Genomic DNA, 22,463 nt, shown 5'->3' with positions numbered 1-22,463 from the left:
GAAAATCCTGTTGAGAATCTCGTTCTTGTTCCACGGGCCCAAACGTGCTCAACAGGCCGGACATGGAATCCCCCTGTATCAACATCTGTACGATTGACGGACCGACCGGCCTCTGTGCCGGGTGCGGACGGACGCTTTCAGAAATCGCGGAATGGGCGTCAGCGACCGAGGCGCGTCAAAGCGAGATTCTGGCCGTCTTGCCGGATCGCATGCAGAATCTGGCTGAAAAAGGCAGTGGAACCGGGCCCGACTAGCTGCGGTCCGGCTTGCCGGTATGCTTTTGCCGGGAGAGGCAAGCATGGCATGGCGTGGCGCAGTTTTCGTCGCCACCGCCTTCCTTCTCCAGCGGGATATTGACCGATCGCACAACCCCGTCGGCATTGCACAGTTCAATGGTCATCATTCCACTGGCTGGAGCAGCGGGCATTAGCGCCATGCTCCAGATCGCTATCAGCGCGGGCAGGCTGGCTGCACCGCCGGTTCTAAACTTCTCTATCATCGGAATCCGGTTTCTCGTCGTCATCAATCAGCACGCGATGCGCTGCGCCTTCCAGATCTTCAAACTGGTCATTGCGCATCGCCCAGAAGAAAAAGGCCAGACCTGCGAGGCCCATGAACAGGGCCACGGGAATGAGGATCGCAAGGCCGCTCATTTGGCTGACCCGTAAAGCCGCAAGGCATTGCCCACGACAATCAGCGAGGATGTCGACATGGCTATGGCGGCGATCAGCGGCGTGACCAGTCCGGCAAGAGCCAGCGGCACGGCAAGGATGTTATAGCCAATGGCCAGGGCAAAATTCTGGCGGACCGTCTGCATTGTCCGGCGGGCAACTTTGACGGACAATGCCACCGGCATCAAACTGTCGCTGGTAAACACGGCATCGGCGGCCTGTTGGCCGACGTCACTGGCCGATCCCGGTGCGATGGACACGTGTGCGGCGGCCAGGGCCGGACCATCATTGAGACCGTCGCCGATCATCAGCACCTTGTGTCCCTGATCGCTGAGGCGACCGATGGCATGCACCTTGTCTTCCGGGCGGGCACAGGCCTGGGCGATTATCCCCAGCTCCCTGGCAACCGGGCCGACGGCTTCCAGGCTGTCTCCGGACAAGAGCGATGCAGGCAGGCCCAGCTCGTCCAGTTCCCGGATGGCTGCATGGGCATCTGGCCGGATGGCGTCGGTGAGAGTGATGTGCGTGATTTCGTTCGCGATCACCAATTGGGTCGCGAGGCTGGCGTTGCCTTTCTCCGGTCGTCCGAGGGAAACCGGCTGGTCATTCCAGATCGCCGACATGCCTTCGCCGGCGGTTTCGGTCAGGTCCTCAACGTCTGCAGGCGCAATGTTCTTGGCGTTCAAGGTTGTGCAAATGGCTTTGCTCACGGGATGCCTGCTGGATTGGGCCAAGGCCAGCGTTACCGCTTTCTGGTCATCAGACAGCTGGTCGAGATTGTCCGGGACCGGCTGGCCCATGGTCACTGTACCGGTCTTGTCGAGAATGATCCGATCCGCCTCCGCCAGCCGTTCGAGGGCGCTGCCATCCTTAACCAGAACCCCCTTTCGCATCAACGCGCCAGACGCCACCACCTGGGCAGCCGGCACAGCCAGCCCCAAGGCGCAGGGGCAGGTGATGATCAGCACCGCAACGGCAATCAGCAGCGACTGGTGCACACCGGCGCCTGCCAGCATCCAGCCGATGAAGGCCAGAAGTGCGAGGCAGTGGACGGCCGGGGCGTAGTAGCGCGCGGCCCGGTCGGCGACCCGGACATGGAAAGAGCGGTGCTGCCCTGCTTCATCCATCAGGCGCGCGATGTCGGAAATGCTGGTATCCTGACCCGCAGCCGTTACCTGCACCCGGACAGGAGCAGTCAGGTTCGTGGTTCCGGCGAGAACGTCATCGCCTTTCTGGCGCAGTCGGGGGTCGCTTTCACCGGTAAGCATCGAAAAGTCAAAGCCGCTGGATCCTTCAATGATCACACCGTCGGCCGCGAGATTTTCGCCGGCGGCAACCTGCATGACCATATTGGGCCGGATATCCGTGGCCTTGGTCCAGGCCGTTGTTCCATCCGGCTGGATCACCATCGCGCCCGGCGCGGTTTGCCGGAGCAGGGCGGAAATACCCTCGCGTGCCCGGTCCCGCATCATGCCGTCGAGGACACGCCCCGAAAGCAGGAAGAAGATCAGCATCACCACGCCATCAAAATAGGCGTGGGGACCACTGGTGGCCGTCTCATAAAGGCTGAGCCCGGTGGCCAGCAGGATTCCGATGCTGATCGGCACGTCCATATTGGTCCTTAGATATCGCAGGGCCATGGCGGCGGATGCGAAAAACGGTCGCCCGGAATAGGCGATGACCGGGATGGCGATCAAAGCCGAGAGCCAGTGGAACAGGTCTTTCGTGACGCCCACGGCACCCGACCAGACGCTGACCGACAGCAGCATGATGTTCATCATGCCAAAGCCCGCCACAGCCAGGGCCCGCAGCAGGCGCCTTGTGTCGCCACGATCTTCGGACAATGGATTGTCCGCCAGTATCTGGGCTTCGAAACCCAGTTCTGCGATCGCGCTTTTGAGCTTGTCTTCGGTCAGTTCCGGTGTGTGTGAAACAGCCACCTGTTTGGTCGAGAAATTCACCCTGGCGGTCACCACGCCCGGCAATTCTCCCAGCCCGCGCTCGATTTTGGCAATGCAGCCCGCGCAGCGCATGGTCGGGACGGCAAAGCGGCTGTCTTCGCACTGCCGGACGGGTTCCAGATCATCGAGGGCGACCGTGGCGTTCATCTGATTTCACTGACCATGTCGAGATTGCGGCCACCTTCGGCAACCGAAATCCGGAGCTTCCACCGGCCTGCTGGTAGTGACTGATTGCTCAGATACTGGCCGGGCGCTGCTTCGCTGAATTCCAGTTTCAAAGAGTCCGTGCGCCCCACGGGATGTTCGGCGACTGCTGATACCCGGGCGCCGCTCAATGCGGTATTTTGGGCGTTGCGCACGGCAATCTGGAGACGGTCGTCGGCGCGAACCGGAGTGCTAACAGTCCAGCCATGCGCGGCTTCGCGGCGGCTTTCTTCGAGCCACTGATTGTATTTCTGACTGGCCACATAGCTGTTGTCGACAACCGTGCCGCCAAAGGAAGATACCGCCAGCCCGGCCATCAGAAAATTGACCGCGGCTATCACACCGAAAAAGGCGACAAACATCAATGTCACGTGAAAACCGGTGATTTTCTTTCTGGTTCGGTTCATGCTCTCATCCTCAGTCAGTTTTTGGGCCGTTCAAAAAACAGCTCTTCGCTGTCGCTTTCCGCATTTTCTCCGGCGCCCTCAATCGTCATGACGAATTCATCGCGTTCGGATGTGGTTTCTGGCGCCGCAATGAAGAGCCGCAAATTGGCGACAGAGTCGGCGGGGACCGTGACCTCCAGCGCGGTTTGCTGGTCCGGCCGGCTGGTTCCGCCTTCCCAGAGCGTGGCTCCCGGCAGTCCCGTAATCGATACATTCATCTGCCGAGGCCGGTTCTCCATATTGCGGATTTTCGCGGTATAGGCGTTGCGGATATCCCCGTTGGAGAGCTGCACATAGACCGGATTGCGATCATGCTGCACGGCAAGGTCAAGCCGTGTGCGATTGCCCAGTGCAAACAGCATGGCCAGCCCGATGCCCGCCCAGACGCCAAAATATACCAGGGTCCGGAGGCGCAGGAGGTTCTTCCAGGCTGGCCCGGTTTCTTTCCCGGCTTTCTCTGCTTCGGCATCATCCGCCGTGATATAGTCAATCAGCCCGCGCGGACGGCCGACTTCACCCATGACCCGGTCACAAGCGTCTATGCACAGTGCGCAGGTGATACAGCCAATTTGCGGTCCTTCGCGTATATCAATCCCGGTCGGGCAAACCGCGACACACTGGTTGCAGTCGACGCAATCACCAAAAGCTGCCGGGTCTTTCTGGGCCTTTTTGATGCTGCCCCGCTTTTCGCCGCGCCAGTCCTTGTAGGTTACCTGCAAGGATTTTTCGTCCATCATCGCCGCCTGAATGCGGGGCCAGGGGCACATGTAGACACAGACCTGCTCGCGCATGAAGCCGCCAAATATAAAGGTGGTGGCGGTCAAAATGCCGACGGTGGCATAGGCCACAAAAGCCGCTTCACCGGTCCAGAAGTCCACCACCAGCGTCGGCGCGTCGGCAAAATACATGATCCAGGCGCCGCCGGTCCAGAAGGCGATAAACAGGTAGATGCCCCATTTGAACAGGCGGCGGACCGTTTTCTTGGCTGTCCAGGGCGCCTTGTCCATTCGCATGCGGGCATTGCGATCGCCATCAACAAACCGGTCGACATGCTGGAACAGGTCGGTCCAGACGGTCTGCGGGCAGGCATAACCGCACCAGGCACGTCCGACGGCAGATGTGACCAGGAACAGGCCGATGCCGGCCATGACCAGCAGTCCGGCGACATAATAGAATTCGTGCGGCCAGATTTCGATGCCGAACATGTAGAAGCGCCGGTTGGCCAGGTCGACAAGCACGGCCTGATTGGGGGCATAGGGTCCGCGATCCCAGCGGATCCATGGCGTGATGTAATAGATCGCGAGTGTGACGATCATGATCGCCCATTTGAGCCGCCGGAAGGTTCCGTCGATCCGCTGGGGATGGACGGCCTTCCTGGCCTCGTAGAGCTTCAGCTCGGGATCAAGGATTTCATCAGGATTGTTCATCACCTGTGCCTGTTTCCGCCGTTTCGTCGGGCTGTGGTGCCGCTTCCCCGCCGCCAAGCGAGTGGACATAAATGGCGAGCATGCGGATTGTAGCAGGATCCAGACGTTCGCTCCACCTTGGCATGACGCCATAGCGGCTGTTGGTGATGGTTTCGGTTAGCGACGCCCGGTCACGACCATAAAGCGCGATCCGGTCGGTCAGATTGGGGGCGCCCTGAAAGCGGTCGCCCTTGCCGTCAGCGCCATGACAGATCGTGCAATTGGCCTCGTACAAAACCGCGCCGCGCTCTGATGCCGGGCTGGGCCTCTCGTCACCAGAGATTGTGCGCACGTAGGACACAACGTCCTGGATTTCGTTCGGCTGGAGGATCCCGTCCCGACCGAAGGCCGGCATTTGCGAGAACCGCGTGTCGGGATGGTCGGGCTGGCGGATACCGTGGACCAGCGTGTATTCGATCGCCTCGAGGTCGCCGCCCCAGAGCCAGTCATCGTCATTGAGATTGGGATATCCCTTGAATCCCGACGCCCCGGATCCGTGACACTGGACGCAATGGACCTTGAATGCCGATGCGCCGCCATTAATGGCCTGGTTCCTCAGGTTTTCGTTGGCGGCCACGCTGTTTATGTCATTTGCCACCAGCGCTGCCCGGATCGGCTCGAGCTGTTGTTCCCGGGCCGACATTTCCTTCTGCAATTCGCCGCGACTGGTCCATCCGAGCACGCCTTCCGTGGCGGAGTTGACCAGCGGCCAGGCCGGATAGAGAATCATGTAGGCAATGCCCCAGACGATGGTCGCATAGAAGGTCCAGACCCACCAGCGCGGCATCGGCGTATCCAGCTCCACAATGCCGTCCCATTCGTGGCCAACCGTTTCGGTGCCGGTGGCTTTATCGACATATTTGTGCTCAGACATCGTTCTTGTCCTCATCAAAAATCATGTTGGCGGCATCATCGTGCATGTCCTTGGCGGCCGGACGAAAGGTCCAGAGCGCAAAGCCGAGCCACAGCAGGGCCATGAACAGCAATCCCCAGCTATCGGCGAAATGGCGCAGTTCCTCGTAGTTCATCGCGGCTGCTCCTGTGCTTCACCGGCCTCAAAGTCGACCAATGTCCCCAGCATTTGCAGATAGGCCACCAGTGCATCCATTTCGGTCAGCCTGTCCGGGTTGCCGTCAAAATCGCGTACCTGGACCTTGGGGTAGCGCTCTTCCAGTTCCGCCGTACTGGCAAATGGATCAACCTGGGTGAGCAGGTCTTCATTGGCCTTTTCAATGGCTTCTTCCGTGTAGGGGACGCCAACCCGATACAGAGCCCGCAAATGGCCTGACATGTCACCGGCATTGAGGTCGCGGTCCTTCAGGAAGGCATAGGGTGGCATGATCGATTCCGGTACGACCTGACGCGGATCCACCAGATGCTGGACATGCCACTCGTCGGAATAGCGGCCACCGACGCGGGCGAGATCAGGTCCGGTCCGTTTGGAACCCCACTGGAACGGATGGTCATACATCGACTCCGCAGCCAGCGAATAATGGCCATAGCGCTCCACTTCGTCGCGGAACGGCCGGATCATCTGGCTGTGGCAGGTGTAGCAGCCTTCCCGGATGTAGATATTGCGTCCGGCGAGTTCCAGCGGCGTATATGGCCGGACCCCTTCGACTTCCTCGACCGTGTTGTCGATCCAGAACAAGGGAGCGATTTCCACGATACCGCCGATGATCACCACAACCAGGGAGCATACGGCGAGCAGGGTGACGTTTTTTTCGAGCTTTTTGTGTTTGTCAGCAAAATTGGCCATGTTGTGTCTCCCTTACTCGGCCGGAACCGCAGCTGGCTGACCAGCCAGAGGTTTGTCGGCTTCCGGATCATGCGGAGTTTCGGTCATCGGTTTCTCATCGCGCTGATGGCCGGCGATCGTCATCCAGACATTGTAGACCAGCACACAGGCACCAGCGAGGTAAAGCAAGCCGCCGACGGCCCGGATCAGGTACATCGGAAGCATGGCGCTGACGACTTCGCTGAACGAGTAGACGAGATAGCCGTCATCTCCATATTCGCGCCACAGCAGGCCCTGCATGATGCCGGCAACCCACATCGAAGCGGCGTAGAGAACGATACCCATGGTCGCGAGCCAGAAGTGCCAGTTGATCATCCGCAGGCTGTACAGGCGTTGCTTGCCCCACAGACGTGGCACCAGATAGTAGATCGCCGCAAAGGTGATCATGCCGTTCCAGCCCAGCGCACCGCTGTGCACATGACCAATGGTCCAGTCGGTATAGTGGGACAGGCTGTTGACCGCCTTGATCGACATCATCGGCCCTTCGAAGGTGCTCATGCCGTAGAAGGCGAGGCTGAGAACCATCATCCGGATGATCGGGTCGGTGCGGATCTTCTCCCATGCGCCGTTGAGCGTCATCAGGCCGTTGATCATGCCGCCCCAGCTCGGCATCCACAGGATGATCGAGAAGACCATGCCCAGCGTCTGCGCCCAGTCGGGCAGAGCCGTATAGTGGAGATGGTGCGGACCCGCCCAGATATACAGGAAGATCAGCGACCAGAAGTGAATGATCGACAGGCGATAGCTGTACACCGGTCGTTCGGCCTGTTTCGGCACGAAATAATACATCATGCCCAGGAATCCGGCGGTCAGGAAGAAGCCGACCGCATTATGTCCGTACCACCACTGGGTCAGGGCGTCCTGAACCCCGGCAAAGGCGCTGTAGCTTTTCGCACCCAGCAGACTGACCGGCATGGTCAGGCCATTGACAAGATGCAGCATGGCGACGGTCAGGATGAACGCCAGGAAAAACCAGTTGGCGACATAGATATGCGGTTCCGAACGTTTGGCGATCGTGCCGATGAACACGGCGGCATAGCTGACCCAGACAATAGTCAGCCAGAGGTCGACATACCATTCCGGCTCGGCATATTCCTTCGATTGTGTGATGCCGAGCAGGTAACCGGTGGCCGCCAGCACGATAAACAGCTGGTAGCCCCAGAAAACAAAGCGGGCGAGGCCGGGGAAGGCCAACCTCGCCCTGCAAGTGCGCTGGACGATATAGTAGCTCGTCGCGATCAGCGCATTGCCTCCAAATGCAAAAATGACAGCAGAGGTGTGAAGCGGACGCAGACGTCCGAATGTCGTATATTCAAATCCCAGATTGAGAACCGGGAATGCCAGTTGCAGCGCGATATAGAGTCCGGCCAGAAAACCGGCCATGCCCCAGAAGATCGTGGCGATCACGCCCCAGCGGATGGGATCATCGTCATACAGGCCCTGATCGGGCGGCGCTTTCAAAATGCCGCGCCCGATGGCAACATAGTCGGCCTTGCTGATGGTCACCCAGAGAGTGATCAGGCAGGCGATGGCAATGATCGCCATGTGAAAGGCAAAGCCGCTGTCCGCAGCCAGAACCATCGCAGCGAATGCAACGAATGCGAGTACCAGCCAGCCGCCGGCCTTCATCAAAAGAGTATCCATGTTTTCCTTCCCCGTTTCGGCGACAAGAAATCGCTATCCACGGGAAGGCATTGCCCCGACCGGAGAACCAAAACATTGATCTGCGTCAATTTCCGGAAACAGTCTGTCGGAAAAGCAGTTTATGCCGTTATTGCAGGGCTGGAAATGGAGAACGAGGCTGGCGGGCCGGAGCAAGGCTGCAACGGCCCGCAGCAATCAGGTCATTGGAACTTCTCAGTCGAGGTAGAAATTCACAGTCGTGACGACCCGGACCTTTTTGTAGGGTGTGTCGGTTACGCCATAGCCGCCGGCATCGCCGTCCCGGCTGTTGATCGAGAAATAGCCCTGTGTAGCGGACTTGATGCCACCGACATCCGTTCCGCTGTCTTCTGCAAATTGCTCGGCAGATTTTCGCGCATCCTTGGTGGCTTCGGCCACCATTTCCGGTTTGATTTCGTCGAGCTTGGTAAAGGTGTAGCTCATCCCCGAGCCGTCTTCGAGAACGACGCCGCGACGGACAAGATCAAACTGCCGGGCGACCGCCGCCTGTGCCTTTTCGATATCGTTGGTGCGCAGCGACATGCGCTGGCGGATCGTATATTGGGGGATGCCGTTGCTGCGATACTGGTTGACATTGGCGCCTGTCGGTTTGAGCGCATCCGCCTCAAAGCCCAGCTCCTTGAAGAAGGTGCGGATCGCTGTCGTATCCTGGTCCATATCGGCCTGCGCCCCTTGCAGGCTCGTGCTTTGCGCCGAATAGGCGATGGTCCAGGTGGCCAGATCCGCCGTGACTTCCCGTTCGGCCAGCCCGCGAACGGTCACGCTGCGATCGGCCATTTTCGCCCGAAGCAGACCGTCTCCGAGCAAATATCCGCCAACGATCAGCCCGATGGTCAATATGCCGGCGCTGGCCAGCCAGACACTGTTTCTGCCGCCCAGGATTTTCCCGCTGTCACCATTTTCTGCCATAAGTGTTTCCCTTCCCTCTCTTGCCTTCTAGACTGTTTCGACAACCCGGTTCGGCTTTGCGCTTGCTGCGATGAACCGTTTCTGAATAGCGATGAATGGAGTTTGATATTATGCCCATCCAGTATTTGCACACAATGCTGCGTGTCACAGATCCCGATGCGACGATCCGGTTTTTTAACCTGCTGGGACTGGAGCAAGTTCGCCGCTATGACATCGAGCAGGGGCGGTTCTCGCTGATCTTCATGGCTGCGCCGGGTCAGGATGGTGTAGCGGAAGTCGAGCTGACCCATAACTGGCCGCCCGAAGACGGGAGCGAGCCGGAGCAATATGACGGCGGCCGGAATTTTGGACATCTCGCCTATCGTGTCGATGACATTTATGCGCTGTGCCAGAAACTGATGGATGCCGGCATCACGATAAACCGGCCACCGCGGGACGGGCATATGGCTTTCGTCCGGACGCCGGACAATGTGTCGGTCGAGTTGCTGCAGGCGGGCGACAATTTGCCCGTCCAGGAACCCTGGGCGAGCATGGAAAATGTGGGCGAGTGGTAGCAGGAGGGTTCAGGCCTGAGCGGTGTCGCCACCGCGTAAAGCCGGTGTTCGGGACATGTCAAACCCGACGATCTGATTGCGGCCATTATTCTTGGCGTCATAGAGCCGCCGGTCAGCTGTTGCCATGACGGACTTCAGCGAAGCCCGTTTCGGAATGGCCGCAATCCCGGCGGAAAAGGTGACGGGCTGACCAATTTCCGGCACCGACTCGTGGACAACGCGGATCAGGCTTTCGCATATCCGGCTCATGATCGCGGACGGAGACTGCCCGTTCTGGTCCAGATCCTCCTGACGAATGAGCAGGGCAAATTCCTCGCCACCGATCCGGGCAGGGGAATGGACGGTTTGCGCCAGCGTTTGCCCGACGGCTCGCAGCACATTGTCACCGACTTCATGTCCGTAGGCGTCATTGACCTGCTTGAAAAAATCGATGTCCAATATGGCAAGGTGGGAATATTCTCTGGTCGCCCGGTTTCTCTGAAACCGTTTCTCGAATGCCCGTCGGTTGCCGATGCCGGTTAGCCCGTCTGTCTCGGCGAGCAGCGTGAGTTCCACTTGCTTGCGCAAGGTGCTTTCGTGATTTCGCCGGAGTTTCATGATCCGTGTCGCAACGCCAAAGGCCAGAATGATTGTCTCGAGCACGAGCGCGAAATAGAGGCCATAATCCAGTTCATGAATACCGATATAGAGGTCCATTCCCCGCGCAATCCGGTCGAGGCTGAGCGCAATGATTGGCGTCCATGCAGCGATCTGGAACCAGATCGCCCGGCTGCCTCGCCGGGCCGCGTGCCACATCGTGTAAAGGACGACAGCCATGTAAGGCAGGAACGATGCGTGATAGTAATTGCGTATGCTGGTGTCGTAACCTTCAATGACCTGAAAGATATAGGCGGTGACAAAGACAGGCAGGACCGCGGTTGTCAGCAATATGGGGCGCAGCCACTTCGCGATCTTTCCGGGTTCGAGAAACCGGTCGAGAAAAAACCCGCTGGCGGCGATGCAGATGGCCAGCGTCCAGTAGTTCAGAAGGAATTTGGTGGTCAGGGTCGTGTCCGGAAACACCAGAAAGATCAGGCCCGACGAGCTGAATGTGTAGACGACTGTCCCCATGATCATCACGCTGTGCCACAGCATGAAACTGTAGCGCAGGGCGCCATAGAAGAAGGCATTGTAGAAGAAGGGCATGATTGCCATGCCGCACAAAAGGGCAAACATGGCAGACAGGGGCAGTTTGAGATTGTCCCACCGCTCCTTTGATGCCAGCTGAAGCAGCGTCAGGGAGCTGGCCACACGCGGCCGGTCGAGGGCGACGTAGACAGTTTCGATCCTGTTCCGGATCTCCGGATTGTCCGACCCTGGAATCGCCAGGCCATAATGGCCCTTGGGGCGCCAGCTATCCACGACCTCCCGTTCGGAAAATGTCGCTGACCGCACGCTGCCGTCGTCCAGAACGGAGTGTACCTCCATTGTCGTCAGGCCGTTATTGTCTCCCTGAACTTCAATTGCGCCGTCGGGCAAATCAGCCGCGCGGAACGGAATTTTCGCCCAGAGTTTGGCGCCAGAAAATCGATATTTGTCTTCCGAGCAATCGAACTTTTGCGACTGGGCCAGAACGTCGGATATTCGGGCTTCCGAGCCGGTTCCAAGCGTGCACAATTCGTGAGAAAGAGGGACGGCCGCAGACGCGGGCGCACAGAGGCAAAAAAATGCCACGATTGCGACCAGTAAGCGCAAACTGCCTTCCTCCCGTATGACCCTCATCAAGTCGATGTGACCTAATGTAAATTCGCTATTTTTCCGTTAACCATCGACAGGTTTTCGATTAGCTTCTAAAACCGGTTTCATGCTTGAAATTGTCCGAATTCCCGTACTGTCTGACAACTATGTGTGGCTGGTTCACGAACCAGAATCGCAGGAGACCATGGTCGTTGACCCTGCGGTCGCCGATCCCGTGCTGGCGGAAGCCGAAAAGCGGGGCTGGCAGATCACCCAGATCTGGAACACCCACTGGCATCCGGATCATACGGGCGGCAACCAGGCGATAAAAGACGCAACGGGCTGCCATATTACCGGCCCGAAAGCGGAGCAGGAGCGGATACCGACGCTGGACAGCAAGGTGCGCGGAGGGGACAGCGTGAAACTGGGAGATGTCGAAGCGCAAGTGCTCGACGTTCCGGCCCATACTGCCGGCCATATCGCCTTCCACATCGCCTCCGAGAATGTTGTTTTTGTTGGTGACACCCTGTTTGCCATGGGCTGTGGCCGATTGTTCGAGGGGACAGCCGAGCAGATGTTTGAAAATATGCAGAAACTGTCGCGCCTGCCCGGCGAAACTTCGGTATATTGCGCACATGAATATACCCAGAGCAATGGCGAATATGCACTGGTCGCGGAGCCTGATAATGAGGCGTTGCGGCACCGGATGAACGAAGTCGTCGCAGCGCGGGCGAGGGGAGAAGCAACCGTTCCGACGACGATCGCGCTGGAACAGGCGACAAACCCGTTCATGCGCGCCACATCCGCCGCTGAACTGGCGGAACGCCGTTCAGCCAAGGATAATTTTTGAAGAGCTATTTCAGTTTTTCAGTCCATTATGGTACATTGTTCATTGATGGGGGCAAAAGGAGAATTGTGATGCGTAAACTGATGTTCGCGCTGCCCATGGCAGCACTGCTGGCGGCTCCCGCGGCGATCGGCGGGACAAAGGAAGTCCAGCTGAGCGAAAAAGAGCAGGCCAAATTCGACAAGGCGATCGAAGGGCGGACGGCTGGCGAACCGCTGAAGTGCATCGGCCGGACCCAGCAGGAAAACCTGACTGTGGTCGGCGACAAATATCTGATCTACGGCCGCAGCCGCAATGCCAAGACCATCTATGTCAACGAGCCGCGCGGCGGTTGCCAGGACGCTGATCGCCATACGCTGGTTACCCGGCGGTTTACGTCAAATCTCTGCAGCGGCGAGATCGCCGAAGTGGTGGATTCGACAACCGGAACCTTCCGCGGAAGCTGCTCTTTTGGGGATTTTGTTCCCTACACAAAGAACGCCGAATAATCTGTATCGACCGGCTCCGGCCAATCCTATTTCTTGTACAGCGCCGACAGACGGTCGGCATAGCGTTCGCGAATGACATGGCGCCGGATTTTCATGCTCGGCGTCAGTTCCTCGTTTTCAATCGCAAAGGGTTCGTCGGCAAATTCAAACCGGCGGACCTTTTCCGTTACGGACAGGTTCTCGTTCACTCGGTCCACGGCTTCGCGCATCGCCGACTTGAATGCCGGATTGGCCTGCAGCTTCAGAAAATCATAGGCCATGCCTTCCTGCCGTGACCATTCCAGCGCCCATTCGGGATCGGGCACCAGCAAGCCGACCATATAGGGTCGCTTGTCCCCGACAATCATCGCCTGGAGAATCTCTGGCTGCAGCGTCAGCATGCCTTCCAGTTTCTGGGGGGCGACATTTTCGCCCTTGTCATTGACGATCAGATCTTTCTTGCGGTCCGTAATGGCGACCCGGCCAGCTTCGTCAATCAGGCCGATATCGCCGGTGTGCAGCCAGCCATCCTTTATGACGCGATCGGTTTCCGGCTGGTTTCGCCAATAGCCCTTCATCACCAGCTCGCCGCGAACCAGAATCTCGCCGTCTTCGGCAATCTTCACATCGGTGTCGATCATCGGCGGGCCGACCGTATCCATTTTCAGGCCGGTGCGGGGACGGTTGCAGGCGATGATCGGACCGGACTCGGTCTGCCCATAGCCTTGCAGCAAAGTCAGACCCAGCGCCTGGAAAAAGACGCCAATATCGGGATTGAGCGGGGCGCCACCGGAGACCATGGCCTTGATGCGACCGCCAAACCGTTTCTGGACTTTTGGTCGCAAGGTCCGGTTGAGGAACAGCTCCATCGGCTTGTCGCGTTTGCGTTTATGGCCTTCTGCTTCGCGCTCGCCAATGGTCAGTGCCTTGCCGAGCAAGTAATTTGCCATCTTGCCCTGTTTCTCGACCGTCTTGATCAGACGCTGGCGGAGGACTTCGAAAAGGCGCGGGACCACGACCATGATGGTTGGGCGCACTTCCTCGATATTGGACGCCAGTTTTTCCAGGCCTTCCGAGTAAAAGATCTGTGCGCCGAGGCCGATGGGGAAAAACTGGCCTGCGCTGTGTTCATAGGCATGACTGAGCGGGAGGAAGGACAGGAAAACTTCGTCGTCCCAGCCAAAGTCGTTTTCGATGACTTCGGCCGGACCTTTGACATTATGTAATATGGCACCGTGATGCTGCATCACGCCGCGCGGCTTTCCGCCAGTGCCGCTGGTGTAGATAATACAGGCGGTATCATCGCGCGTAATTGTTTGAACCTCTCCGGCGACTTCGGCGACATCCTGGTCGGTTCCCTGCACCATATCCTGCCAGTTATGGATGCTGAATTCTCCGGATTGACCAATGCGCAAATCGGACAGGCCGATCACGATGTCGGCATCTGCGGAACTGATAATCGAGGGCAGAAGATTCTGCGCCAGCTTCTGATCGGAAACGATCACCGCCCGCGCGCCACTATTGTCGAGAATATGCTGATGATCTCCCGGGGTGTTGGTGACATAGGTGGGAACCGTGATGCATTGCGCGGCCATGATGCCGAGATCAGCGATGCACCATTCCGGCCGGTTTTCGGATACCAGCATCACCCGGTCGCCCGGTTTCAAACCCAGCTTCTTGAGAGATTTTGACAGGGCTGACACTTGCCGCGCCGCCTCGGCCCAGCTTGTTGCCCGCCATTCGCCATCTATCTTGGCGCTCAGGAACGGCTCGTCACCGCCTTCTTCTGCCCGGGCAAAGAACATCGACACCAGGTTGGAGTAATTGTCGAACTCAAGATATCTGTCCTGAGACTTTTTTGCTGCCACGATCACACCCTCTCATCCAGCCTTGCCTGCACGGCGATTTTTATTCTGACGTGCAGGCTAGCGCGGTTCCCGAAGTCCGGCAATTCTTTTAGTCGCCTTTTGCTCAGGGAAGTTCGCTGACCGCTTCGCCGATGGACCTCGGATCAACAGCGCCGACCCAGCCACGCCCGGTTTTCTGGGCTCCGGCCAGTTTCGAAGGCAGGCCCGAGGTGTCGACTTCATGCCCAAAAGCACCAATGGCGTCCTGCAGCTTGACCAGATCGCTGTCCCGTTCGATCAAAACCTTGTCCCTGCGGAAATAGATGTTCGGCAGGGCCATCGCCTGTTCCAGTGTCAGGCCATAGTCGATGACGCCGATCAGTGTCTTGGTCACATGCATGATGATACGCTTGCCGCCGGCCGAACCCAGCGCCAGAACGGGCTGGTCATTGGCATCATACACAATGGTCGGCGACATCGACGAAAGCGGGCGCTTGCCGGGTTCCACGCGATTGGCCACCGGGGCCCCATTCTTTTCCGGAGCGAAAGTGAAATCTGTCAGCTCGTTGTTGAGCACCATGCCGCGGGCGAGCAGCTGGCTGCCAAAGGGGCCTTCCACTGTGGAAGTCATATTGGCGATATTGCCATCGCCATCGACCGCCGTGAAATGCGTGGTGCCCGCGACTTCCGAGGATATGGCCGCCGTTCGCGGGGTGGCGCCAGGCGGATTGCCGGCAAGATAGCTGCCGCGTGCTGTTCGGGCGGAGATCAGCTTCGAGCGCCTGGTCAGATAGGCCCGGTCGATCAGACCTGCGACCGGAACCGATACGAAATCGCGATCCGCGAGATATTTTTCCCGATCGGCATAGGCGAGGCGCATGGCTTCGGAAATCAGGTGCCAGCTTCGTGCATTGTCCGGCCCGAGCGCACTCATGTCGAACCGTTCCAGCATACCCAATATCTGCTGGACCGTGGTTGCGCCGGATGAGGGCGGACCCATGCCGCAGATTTTGTAGGCGCGATAAGTCGAACAGACTGCCGGACGGAGCTTTGCGCTGTAACCGGCCAGATCTTCGGCTGTGATCACCGCCTGATTGGCCGGCGCGTTGGCAACCGCGGCCGAAATCGCCGCCGCGGTTTCTCCACTGTAAAAGGTATCTGCCCCGCCAGCCTGCAGATCACGCAACAGTTTCCCCAGTTCCGGATTGGTGATTTTCGTACCCGGTGTTGCGGGTGCACCTTCGCGCCAGTAGAGCGCCTGCATGTCCGGGAAATTGGCCCAGATTGGCGCCAGTCGCTCCATCCAGTCGGCTTGCGGATTGCTGACGGCATAGCCTTCTTCCGCCAGCCGGATCGCCGGTTCGAACAGCTTCGCCCAGGGCAGTTTGCCCCATTTGCGATGCGCCATCTCCATCAGTCGCATATTGCCTGGCACACCGACGGACTTGCCGCCCGGTACCGATGCGCGGAAACCTTCGGGTTTTCCATCCTTGTCCAGAAAGCGATCCGCCCTGGCCGAAGATGGCGCGATTTCGCGTCCGTCGATCGTCTCGATCCAGCCGCGTTTGCCATCATGGTGGAGCAGGAATCCGCCGCCGCCAATGCCGCTGGATTGTGGTTCCACCACGGTCAGTGCGAGCATCATCGCCATGGCTGCATCGGCGGCAGACCCGCCGGCCTGCAAAATTTCAAATCCGGCTTTGGTGGCTTCCGGATGAGCCGAAGCGGCGGTGCCGACATTCTGGGCCTGCGCCGGGAGCGCGACCGGGATGAGAAGCAAAAACGCGAAGAAAGTCAGGAGTTTTTTCATGGACCGGGTTTTATGATTGCCCCGGGTCTTTGGCAAATCATTTGTCTGCGCTGCCGACGGCTTCGGCGACAGAGGTGAATCCGTCGCGTTTCAGCAGGCGAGCGAGATCGCGGTTCATCGTTTTGGCTATGCCCGTCCCTTTGTAGATCATGGCCGTGTACAGCTGAATGAGGGAAGCCCCGGCGCGGATCCGTTCATAGGCCTCTTCAGCTGAAGATATGCCGCCTACTCCAATCAGCGGGATTTTCCCTTCACTGGCAGACCGGAAATCGCGAAGGCGCTGCAGTGCGAGGTCCTTTAGTGGTGCACCCGACAGCCCGCCCTGTTGGTCGCGATTGGAAGATCGCAAATCCGGCCGGCTGATGGTTGTGTTGGACACAATCAGCGCATGTAATTGATGGGTCATTGTGACATCGACGATATCGTCAATATCGGCCGGCTCGAGATCCGGTGCCACTTTCAGGAATACCGGCATGGCATGGTCTCCGCGCGCCTCCATCACGGCGGTGAGCAGCTGTTCCAGCGCCTGCTTGTCCTGCAGTGCCCTCAGTCCGGGCGTGTTGGGTGAGCTGATATTCACCGTGAGATAATCTGCCAGCGGCGCCATGTTTTTCACGCCCGTTACATAGTCGGCGATCCGGTCCTCGCTGTCCTTGTTCGCGCCGATATTGATCCCCAAAATGCCTTTGCCCATGCGCCGCCGGATCCGCGTGAGACGGGGTATCGCATTCTGCTGGCCATCATTGTTGAAGCCCAGCCTGTTGATCACGCCTTCATCTGCCGGAAGGCGGAACACGCGGGGTTTGGGATTGCCGGCTTGCGGGCGGGGTGTCAGCGTGCCCACTTCGGCAAAACCAAAGCCCATGCGGATCAGCGCGTCGGGCACTTCGCCATTTTTGTCGAATCCGGGCGCCATCCCGACGGGATTGGGAAAGGTCAGCCCGGCCAGTTGTGTTGTCAGAACAGGATCAGATTTGGGCGCCGGCCCCATCGGCACGGTTTTCAGGCCCGCTATGGAAAGGCCATGTGCCTTTTCGGCTTCCAGGGAAAATATCAGCGGGCGGACAAGATCATAGAGCATGGCCGCGCCTATGGCATTGCCTGAACCGCACGGCAATCCATTTGCTATCGACAAACGTCCCGAAAATATGGTCGCAGATGCAATCAAATATGATATGCGCTCGGCACGGAAAGACGAGGACATGATGACAGCAACACCAGATTTTGATTTTCAGCTTGGCGAAATGGCGGACCAGATCCGCGACACAACCCGGCGCTTTGCCGAAGAGAAAATCATGCCGCTGGCCGAAAAAATGGACCGCGAGGACTGGTTCCCGCGCGAACTATGGGAGCAAATGGGCGAGCTCGGCCTGCACGGTATCACGGTCGAGGAAAAGGATGGCGGTCTCGGGCTGGGCTATCTGGAACATGCCATCGCTGTGGAAGAAGTCAGCCGCGGTAGCGCCGCCCTGGGCCTCAGCTACGGCGCGCACAGCAACCTGTGCGTCAACCAGATTCGCCGCTGGGCCTCACCGGAACAGAAAGCCAAATATCTGCCGAAACTGATATCCGGAGAACATGTCGGATCGCTGGCGATGTCTGAAGCCGGAGCCGGTTCCGATGTCGTATCGATGAAACTCAAGGCCGAAGCGGTGCAAGGCGGATATCTGCTCAACGGCACCAAATTCTGGATCACCAATTCCACCGATGCCGATACGCTGGTGGTCTATGCCAAGACCCGGCCGGATGCTGGTTCTGGTGGCATCACCGCCTTCCTGATCGAAAAGGACATGAAGGGTTTTTCCATCGGCCAGAAGATCGAGAAGGTCGGCATGAAGGGCAGCCCCACGGCGGAGCTGGTCTTTGACGACTGCGAGGTTCCGGAAGAAAATGTCATGGGGCCAATAAACGGCGGTGTTGGCGTGCTGATGTCGGGGCTGGACTATGAACGCGCGGTACTGGCCGCGATTCCGCTGGGCCTGATGCAGGCCTGTCTCGATACGGTCATCCCCTATGTCCGCGAGCGCAAGCAGTTTGGCAAACCGATCGGCACCTTCCAGCTGATGCAGGGCAAGATTGCTGACATGTATGTCCGCCTGAACAGCGCCCGCAGCTATGTCTATAATGTCAACAAGGCGTGCGACGCCGGGCAAACGACGCGTTTCGATGCGGCTGGCGCCGTCATGTACGCCTCCGAAAGCAGCGTCCGGGTCGCAGAGGAGTCGATCCAGGCGCTGGGCGGCGCAGGATACACCACCGACTGGCCGGTTGAACGCTACTGGCGGGACAGCAAGCTGCTCGACATCGGCGCAGGCACCAACGAAATCCGCCGGATGCTGATTGGCCGGGAGTTGATCGGAGGGGGATGATGTCGGAAAAAGACATTTACGTCATTGAACTCGATGGAACGAAGCTGCAATCAAGGGAGGACTTCTTCCGAGATCTCAGCATAGCAACCGATCTTGATCTCGTGCCTAATCTCGACGCGTTGGACGAAGATTTGGCTTTGCAAATCCCTTTTTGTTGTGGGCCGTTCAAAGTTATCTGGCACCGCGCCGAAAGCTCTGATTGGAGTGGTTATTCTGAAATCACGAAAATTCTAGGTGTCCTATTCTTTGCCCAACAGCGTGATCCTGATCATTTTATAGGGTTGGAACTGGTCTTTGATTCAGAAGAAAATCAGGATGCGTCGAGCTTTCAAGCGGCCTATTCTTCGCCTGGCTATGTCGCGGAACGAAAAAAGCGGGCAAACAAGCTGCCCGACAGGTTTCGGCTAAAATGAAAATCCTCCTCACCGGGTCCTCGGGCTGGCTGGGGCGGTTTCTGGCGCCGCGGTTGCAGGCGAAGGGCTACGAAACGGTCGGACTGGACGTGGTGGACGGTTGTTACACCGATGTGGTCGGGTCTGTTGCGGACAAGGTGTTGATCGACCAGACCGTGTCGGAGAAGGGGATTGAGGCGATCATCCATGCCGGGGCGCTGCACAAGCCGGATATTGTTCGCTATCCGGCGCAGGCTTTTGTAGATGTCAATGTCACTGGCACGCTGAATCTGCTCAAAGCGGCGCGCGATGCCGGGCATGACCGCTTTGTCTTTACATCCACAACCTCGCTGATGATCTCGGCCGATGTGCGGGCCGGCAAAAGCGGCGGCGCGACGTCAGCTTATTGGCTGGATGAGGACTTTGGTCCGCTGAAGCCGCGCAACATTTATGGCGTGACCAAACTCGCAGCCGAGCATTTGTGCCGGCTCTGGTCGGACCAGCACGGGCTGGATGTCGCCATCCTGCGCACCGGAAGGTTCTTTCCGGAAGATGACGATACGCTCTCCGACCCCAGCGGTCCGAACCTCAAGGCCAATGAGTTTCTCAATCGCCGTCTGACCGTGGAAGACGCTGCCGACGCGCATATTGCCGCGCTGGAGAAGATCTCCGGGCTGGGTTGCGAGACATTCATCCTGTCTGCTCCGCCGCCATTCTCGCGGGATGATCGTGAAAGGCTGATCGCGGATCTGCCCACAGTAATTGAAAGCTACTATCCCGAAGCGAAAGCGCTATACGCCAAAAAGGGTTGGGTGCTCCCCGACTATATCGACCGTGTTTATGATCCGGCCAAAGCCGAAAGACTGTTGGGTTTTCGACCGGCCACAGACTTCTCATCTGTTCTGGAGGCCTTGAAAAACGAAGGCGAAATGCCCTTTCAGCATGACCCTGATTATCTTTCCCCCAAGGGGCGTACATGACCTACACCTTGATCACTGCCAACCGGAATTATTCGAGCTGGTCGTTGCGACCATGGCTGCTGATGAAGGCGCTACGTATCCCGTTCGAGGATGAGATCGTCTATTTCGAAGCCGAAAATTATCAGCGATTCCGCGAGTTTGCACCCAATGCGCAGGTGCCGTGTCTGAAGGACGGGAGCAGGGGCAGCGGGGCCAGCACGGTTTGGGACTCGCTGGCAATTATTGAGTATCTCGCCGAACGCCATGATGGCTGCTGGCCAGTAGACGGCAAGGCCCGGATGTGGGCCCGATGTGCAACCGCCGAAATGCATGGCGGGTTCTCGGCCTTGCGCAACCAGTGTCCGATGAACGTGGGTGTCCGGGCGCGCCTCCATAAAATTGACCAGCCATTGCAAAGGGATATCGACCGGATTGGAGAATTGTTTGCGCAGGGTCTGGAACAATTTGGTGGTCCCTGGCTGGCAGGAAACGAATTTTCTGCGGTGGATGCCTTTTACGCGCCGGTGGCCTATCGCACCCGGACCTTTGATCTCGATATTGGTCCGGCGGGCCGGCAATGGGTCGACCATATTCTCGCCCATCCTGCCATGCAGGAGTGGGAAGCAGAGGCACTGGCCGAGCCCCATCGGGAGCAGGGGCATGAGGAGGAAATCGCCCAAACAGCCAGCGTTCTCGAGGATTTCCGGGTTCCTGTTTGAACGGGTTCTGAAATTCGCGGTTGATTAGCGCGCCGGGTTCGTCCAAAGGCGGCCTCATCGATGCTGCATTGCAGCATTTTTCTTCCCGCAACTCTCGATCGAGGCCTGCTATATGGCGATTCACAGCGACTTCCGGCGCGACTGGCTGTCCAATCCAAAAACCGAATTTCTGGCCGGTCTGGTCGTGGCGCTGGCGCTGATTCCCGAAGCGATCGGTTTTGCGATCATCGCAGGTGTCGATCCAAGAGTGGGTCTCTATGCCAGCTTTTCAATTGCCGTCATCATTTCCATGATCGGCGGCCGGCCCGGCATGATCAGTGCGGCCACCGCTGCCGTTGCCGTGCTGGTGGTCCCGCTCGTGCGCGATCATGGTGTCGAATATCTGTTTGCCGCGACAATTTTGATGGGCATTTTCCAGGCAATTGCCGCCTTGCTCCGGCTCGATCTGCTGATGCGCTTTGTCTCGCGCTCGGTGATCACCGGATTTGTCAATGCGCTCGCAATTCTGATCTTCATGGCACAGCTGCCGCAGCTGACCGGCGAAGCAATGACGTTTCAAACCTATGCGATGGTTGCGGCCGGTCTGGCGATTATTTACGGATTGCCGCGGATCACCAGCTGGGTGCCGTCACCGCTGGCAGCGATTATCGTTCTGGCCGCCATCAGCATGTATTTCCGGGTAGATGTTTCCACTGTTGGCGACATGGGCGAACTGCCGGACAGCCTGCCATGGTTCCATGTCCCACAGATCCCGATCACCTGGGAAACATTGCGGATCATTGCGCCCTATTCGCTGGCGATGGCGGCCGTCGGTCTGCTGGAATCCCTGCTGACCGCTTCGATTGTCGATGACATGACCGAGACGCGCAGCGACAAGAAACGTGAAACCTATGGCCAGGGAATTGCCAATTTCGTCACCGGATTTATCGGCGGCATGGGCGGTTGTGCGATGATTGGCCAGTCGGTCATCAATATCAAGTCCGGTGGGCGGCGCCGGCTTTCCACCTTTTTCGCCGGCGTCATGCTGCTGGTGCTGATTGTCGGGCTGGGCCCGCTCGTGGCGCAGATCCCGATGCCGGCGCTGGTCGCGGTGATGATCTTTGTCTCGATCAGCACATTCCGCTGGCGGAGCTTTTTGGAAATCCGCCATCATCCCTGGCCCTCCAATGTCGTGATGATTGCAACCGTGGTCATGGTCGTGGCGACGCATGACCTGTCCATCGGCGTACTGACCGGTGTTTTGCTGTCGGGTATTTTCTTTGCGTGGAAGGTTCGCCAGCTGGTGACGATCCAGGATTTCATCGAGGTCACAACGCACCGCTATGTCTTCGGTGGCCAGATCTTCTTCGGATCGGTGGACATGCTCTATGAAGCGATGGAGTTCAACGAAGATGGAATCGACAAGGTCATTATCGATGTGCACGACGCGCATTTCTGGGATATTTCCGCGACCGGCATGCTCGACAAGATTGTCGAGCGGCTCAAGAATGAAGGCAAGGAAGTGGAACTGATCGGTCTGAACGAAGCCAGCGCCACGCTGGTCGAGAAATATAGTGACAACGACCGGCCGTTTGAAAGCCTGGGTGTGGTGGGACATTAGTTTTCCCTGCCGATGGGAAGTCCGTTATGGTGCGCGTTCAGTAAA

At 58.3% G+C, this 22,463-nt stretch carries 23 protein-coding genes; 9 read left to right on the top strand and 14 right to left on the bottom strand.

Going from position 1 to position 22,463, the window contains the following annotated elements:
• Window positions 1-62: 62 nt before the first annotated feature.
• Window positions 63-254 (top strand): DUF1289 domain-containing protein, encoded by a 192-nt coding sequence (locus tag BUQ90_RS16585; RefSeq protein ID WP_074206518.1) that lies wholly within the window; start codon window positions 63-65, stop codon window positions 252-254.
• On the opposite strand, the gene BUQ90_RS17635 is transcribed toward BUQ90_RS16585, so the two are convergent.
• The 10 genes from BUQ90_RS17635 to BUQ90_RS16540 all read right to left on the bottom strand — a co-directional run bounded on the left by BUQ90_RS17635 (window position 251) and on the right by BUQ90_RS16540 (window position 9,138).
• Entirely contained in the window at window positions 251-499 is a 249-nt protein-coding gene (locus BUQ90_RS17635; protein ID WP_143182897.1) for a hypothetical protein, read from the bottom strand. The genes BUQ90_RS16585 and BUQ90_RS17635 overlap by 4 nt on opposite strands.
• The gene (gene ccoS, locus BUQ90_RS16580; protein WP_074206194.1) at window positions 483-653 is read right to left on the bottom strand and encodes a cbb3-type cytochrome oxidase assembly protein CcoS; all 171 of its coding nucleotides are present in this window, start codon (window positions 651-653) and stop codon (window positions 483-485) included. The genes BUQ90_RS17635 and ccoS overlap by 17 nt, the downstream gene beginning before the upstream one ends.
• Window positions 650-2,779, bottom strand: a complete 2,130-nt coding sequence (locus BUQ90_RS16575) for a heavy metal translocating P-type ATPase (protein ID WP_074206193.1) — start codon at window positions 2,777-2,779, stop codon at window positions 650-652. Before BUQ90_RS16575 ends, ccoS begins: the two co-directional genes overlap by 4 nt.
• The gene (locus BUQ90_RS16570; RefSeq protein ID WP_074206192.1) at window positions 2,776-3,243 is read right to left on the bottom strand and encodes a FixH family protein; all 468 of its coding nucleotides are present in this window, start codon (window positions 3,241-3,243) and stop codon (window positions 2,776-2,778) included. The genes BUQ90_RS16575 and BUQ90_RS16570 overlap by 4 nt, the downstream gene beginning before the upstream one ends.
• Before the next feature lie 14 nt (window positions 3,244-3,257).
• Window positions 3,258-4,709: a cytochrome c oxidase accessory protein CcoG gene (gene ccoG, locus BUQ90_RS16565; RefSeq protein ID WP_074206191.1), complete on the bottom strand. Its 1,452-nt coding sequence runs from the start codon at window positions 4,707-4,709 to the stop codon at window positions 3,258-3,260.
• Window positions 4,696-5,622 (bottom strand): cytochrome-c oxidase, cbb3-type subunit III, encoded by a 927-nt coding sequence (ccoP, locus tag BUQ90_RS16560; protein WP_074206190.1) that lies wholly within the window; start codon window positions 5,620-5,622, stop codon window positions 4,696-4,698. Before ccoP ends, ccoG begins: the two co-directional genes overlap by 14 nt.
• The gene (locus tag BUQ90_RS16555; RefSeq protein ID WP_074206189.1) at window positions 5,615-5,776 is read right to left on the bottom strand and encodes a cbb3-type cytochrome c oxidase subunit 3; all 162 of its coding nucleotides are present in this window, start codon (window positions 5,774-5,776) and stop codon (window positions 5,615-5,617) included. The genes ccoP and BUQ90_RS16555 overlap by 8 nt, the downstream gene beginning before the upstream one ends.
• Window positions 5,773-6,507 carry a cytochrome-c oxidase, cbb3-type subunit II gene (gene ccoO / locus BUQ90_RS16550; protein WP_074206188.1) on the bottom strand — a complete coding sequence of 245 codons (735 nt, stop codon included), beginning with the start codon at window positions 6,505-6,507 and terminating at the stop codon, window positions 5,773-5,775. The genes BUQ90_RS16555 and ccoO overlap by 4 nt, the downstream gene beginning before the upstream one ends.
• Before the next feature lie 12 nt (window positions 6,508-6,519).
• Window positions 6,520-8,190, bottom strand: a complete 1,671-nt coding sequence (gene ccoN, locus BUQ90_RS16545) for a cytochrome-c oxidase, cbb3-type subunit I (protein ID WP_074206187.1) — start codon at window positions 8,188-8,190, stop codon at window positions 6,520-6,522.
• A 213-nt stretch (window positions 8,191-8,403) separates the two neighbouring features.
• Entirely contained in the window at window positions 8,404-9,138 is a 735-nt protein-coding gene (locus tag BUQ90_RS16540; RefSeq protein WP_074206186.1) for an SIMPL domain-containing protein, read from the bottom strand.
• Window positions 9,139-9,248: 110 nt separating this feature from the next.
• On the opposite strand from BUQ90_RS16540, the gene BUQ90_RS16535 reads away from it, so the two are divergent.
• Window positions 9,249-9,692, top strand: a complete 444-nt coding sequence (locus BUQ90_RS16535; RefSeq protein WP_074206517.1) for a VOC family protein — start codon at window positions 9,249-9,251, stop codon at window positions 9,690-9,692.
• Between the two features lie 9 nt (window positions 9,693-9,701).
• Here the strand turns inward: BUQ90_RS16535 and BUQ90_RS16530 are convergent, their stop codons facing one another.
• Window positions 9,702-11,405: a sensor domain-containing diguanylate cyclase gene (locus BUQ90_RS16530; RefSeq protein ID WP_159437125.1), complete on the bottom strand. Its 1,704-nt coding sequence runs from the start codon at window positions 11,403-11,405 to the stop codon at window positions 9,702-9,704.
• Between the two features lie 130 nt (window positions 11,406-11,535).
• On the opposite strand from BUQ90_RS16530, the gene gloB reads away from it, so the two are divergent.
• Both gloB and BUQ90_RS16520 read left to right on the top strand, forming a co-directional pair.
• A complete protein-coding gene (gene gloB / locus BUQ90_RS16525) occupies window positions 11,536-12,258 on the top strand; it encodes a hydroxyacylglutathione hydrolase (protein ID WP_074206184.1) in 723 nt (240 codons plus the stop codon).
• Between the two features lie 68 nt (window positions 12,259-12,326).
• Entirely contained in the window at window positions 12,327-12,743 is a 417-nt protein-coding gene (locus BUQ90_RS16520) for a hypothetical protein (protein ID WP_074206183.1), read from the top strand.
• 26 nt (window positions 12,744-12,769) lie between these two features.
• Here the strand turns inward: BUQ90_RS16520 and BUQ90_RS16515 are convergent, their stop codons facing one another.
• The 3 genes from BUQ90_RS16515 to BUQ90_RS16505 all read right to left on the bottom strand — a co-directional run bounded on the left by BUQ90_RS16515 (window position 12,770) and on the right by BUQ90_RS16505 (window position 17,460).
• Window positions 12,770-14,527, bottom strand: a complete 1,758-nt coding sequence (locus BUQ90_RS16515; protein WP_074206516.1) for an AMP-dependent synthetase/ligase — start codon at window positions 14,525-14,527, stop codon at window positions 12,770-12,772.
• A gap of 166 nt (window positions 14,528-14,693) precedes the next feature.
• Window positions 14,694-16,379 (bottom strand): gamma-glutamyltransferase, encoded by a 1,686-nt coding sequence (gene ggt, locus BUQ90_RS16510; RefSeq protein ID WP_074206182.1) that lies wholly within the window; start codon window positions 16,377-16,379, stop codon window positions 14,694-14,696.
• 37 nt (window positions 16,380-16,416) lie between these two features.
• Window positions 16,417-17,460 carry a quinone-dependent dihydroorotate dehydrogenase gene (locus tag BUQ90_RS16505; RefSeq protein ID WP_074206181.1) on the bottom strand — a complete coding sequence of 348 codons (1,044 nt, stop codon included), beginning with the start codon at window positions 17,458-17,460 and terminating at the stop codon, window positions 16,417-16,419.
• Between the two features lie 124 nt (window positions 17,461-17,584).
• Between BUQ90_RS16505 and BUQ90_RS16500 the strand changes: the two genes are divergently transcribed.
• From BUQ90_RS16500 to BUQ90_RS16480, 5 genes are all read left to right on the top strand, one after another.
• Window positions 17,585-18,748 carry an isovaleryl-CoA dehydrogenase gene (locus tag BUQ90_RS16500; RefSeq protein WP_074206515.1) on the top strand — a complete coding sequence of 388 codons (1,164 nt, stop codon included), beginning with the start codon at window positions 17,585-17,587 and terminating at the stop codon, window positions 18,746-18,748.
• The gene (locus BUQ90_RS16495; RefSeq protein WP_074206180.1) at window positions 18,748-19,161 is read left to right on the top strand and encodes a barstar family protein; all 414 of its coding nucleotides are present in this window, start codon (window positions 18,748-18,750) and stop codon (window positions 19,159-19,161) included. The genes BUQ90_RS16500 and BUQ90_RS16495 overlap by 1 nt, the downstream gene beginning before the upstream one ends.
• Entirely contained in the window at window positions 19,158-20,120 is a 963-nt protein-coding gene (locus tag BUQ90_RS16490; RefSeq protein ID WP_074206179.1) for an NAD-dependent epimerase/dehydratase family protein, read from the top strand. Before BUQ90_RS16495 ends, BUQ90_RS16490 begins: the two co-directional genes overlap by 4 nt.
• Window positions 20,117-20,818, top strand: coding sequence for a glutathione S-transferase family protein (locus BUQ90_RS16485; protein ID WP_074206178.1), 702 nt, complete (start codon window positions 20,117-20,119; stop codon window positions 20,816-20,818). Before BUQ90_RS16490 ends, BUQ90_RS16485 begins: the two co-directional genes overlap by 4 nt.
• Before the next feature lie 112 nt (window positions 20,819-20,930).
• Window positions 20,931-22,418, top strand: a complete 1,488-nt coding sequence (locus BUQ90_RS16480; RefSeq protein ID WP_074206177.1) for a SulP family inorganic anion transporter — start codon at window positions 20,931-20,933, stop codon at window positions 22,416-22,418.
• The last annotated feature ends 45 nt before the right edge of the window (window positions 22,419-22,463 follow it).

Origin of the sequence: Parasphingorhabdus marina DSM 22363, assembly GCF_900128895.1 — a bacterium.
Lineage (GTDB): Bacteria > Pseudomonadota > Alphaproteobacteria > Sphingomonadales > Sphingomonadaceae > Parasphingorhabdus > Parasphingorhabdus marina.
Note: the sequence above shows the minus strand (reverse complement) of the source record. Positions and strands in the feature narration are given on the sequence as shown.

Coding starts and splice junctions, on each gene's coding strand:
- ccoN (WP_074206187.1), bottom strand. CDS start 8,190: ATGGATACTCTTTTGATGAAGGCCGGCGGCTGGCTGGTACTCGCATTC.
- BUQ90_RS16500 (WP_074206515.1), top strand. CDS start 17,585: ATGACAGCAACACCAGATTTTGATTTTCAGCTTGGCGAAATGGCGGAC.
- ccoG (WP_074206191.1), bottom strand. CDS start 4,709: ATGAACAATCCTGATGAAATCCTTGATCCCGAGCTGAAGCTCTACGAG.
- BUQ90_RS16490 (WP_074206179.1), top strand. CDS start 19,158: ATGAAAATCCTCCTCACCGGGTCCTCGGGCTGGCTGGGGCGGTTTCTG.
- BUQ90_RS16585 (WP_074206518.1), top strand. CDS start 63: ATGGAATCCCCCTGTATCAACATCTGTACGATTGACGGACCGACCGGC.
- ggt (WP_074206182.1), bottom strand. CDS start 16,379: ATGAAAAAACTCCTGACTTTCTTCGCGTTTTTGCTTCTCATCCCGGTC.
- BUQ90_RS16570 (WP_074206192.1), bottom strand. CDS start 3,243: ATGAACCGAACCAGAAAGAAAATCACCGGTTTTCACGTGACATTGATG.
- ccoO (WP_074206188.1), bottom strand. CDS start 6,507: ATGGCCAATTTTGCTGACAAACACAAAAAGCTCGAAAAAAACGTCACC.
- BUQ90_RS16505 (WP_074206181.1), bottom strand. CDS start 17,460: ATGCTCTATGATCTTGTCCGCCCGCTGATATTTTCCCTGGAAGCCGAA.
- gloB (WP_074206184.1), top strand. CDS start 11,536: ATGCTTGAAATTGTCCGAATTCCCGTACTGTCTGACAACTATGTGTGG.
- BUQ90_RS16485 (WP_074206178.1), top strand. CDS start 20,117: ATGACCTACACCTTGATCACTGCCAACCGGAATTATTCGAGCTGGTCG.
- ccoS (WP_074206194.1), bottom strand. CDS start 653: ATGAGCGGCCTTGCGATCCTCATTCCCGTGGCCCTGTTCATGGGCCTC.
- BUQ90_RS16495 (WP_074206180.1), top strand. CDS start 18,748: ATGTCGGAAAAAGACATTTACGTCATTGAACTCGATGGAACGAAGCTG.
- BUQ90_RS16555 (WP_074206189.1), bottom strand. CDS start 5,776: ATGAACTACGAGGAACTGCGCCATTTCGCCGATAGCTGGGGATTGCTG.
- ccoP (WP_074206190.1), bottom strand. CDS start 5,622: ATGTCTGAGCACAAATATGTCGATAAAGCCACCGGCACCGAAACGGTT.
- BUQ90_RS16480 (WP_074206177.1), top strand. CDS start 20,931: ATGGCGATTCACAGCGACTTCCGGCGCGACTGGCTGTCCAATCCAAAA.
- BUQ90_RS16520 (WP_074206183.1), top strand. CDS start 12,327: ATGCGTAAACTGATGTTCGCGCTGCCCATGGCAGCACTGCTGGCGGCT.
- BUQ90_RS16535 (WP_074206517.1), top strand. CDS start 9,249: ATGCCCATCCAGTATTTGCACACAATGCTGCGTGTCACAGATCCCGAT.
- BUQ90_RS16540 (WP_074206186.1), bottom strand. CDS start 9,138: ATGGCAGAAAATGGTGACAGCGGGAAAATCCTGGGCGGCAGAAACAGT.
- BUQ90_RS16515 (WP_074206516.1), bottom strand. CDS start 14,527: ATGTTCTTTGCCCGGGCAGAAGAAGGCGGTGACGAGCCGTTCCTGAGC.
- BUQ90_RS16575 (WP_074206193.1), bottom strand. CDS start 2,779: ATGAACGCCACGGTCGCCCTCGATGATCTGGAACCCGTCCGGCAGTGC.
- BUQ90_RS17635 (WP_143182897.1), bottom strand. CDS start 499: ATGATAGAGAAGTTTAGAACCGGCGGTGCAGCCAGCCTGCCCGCGCTG.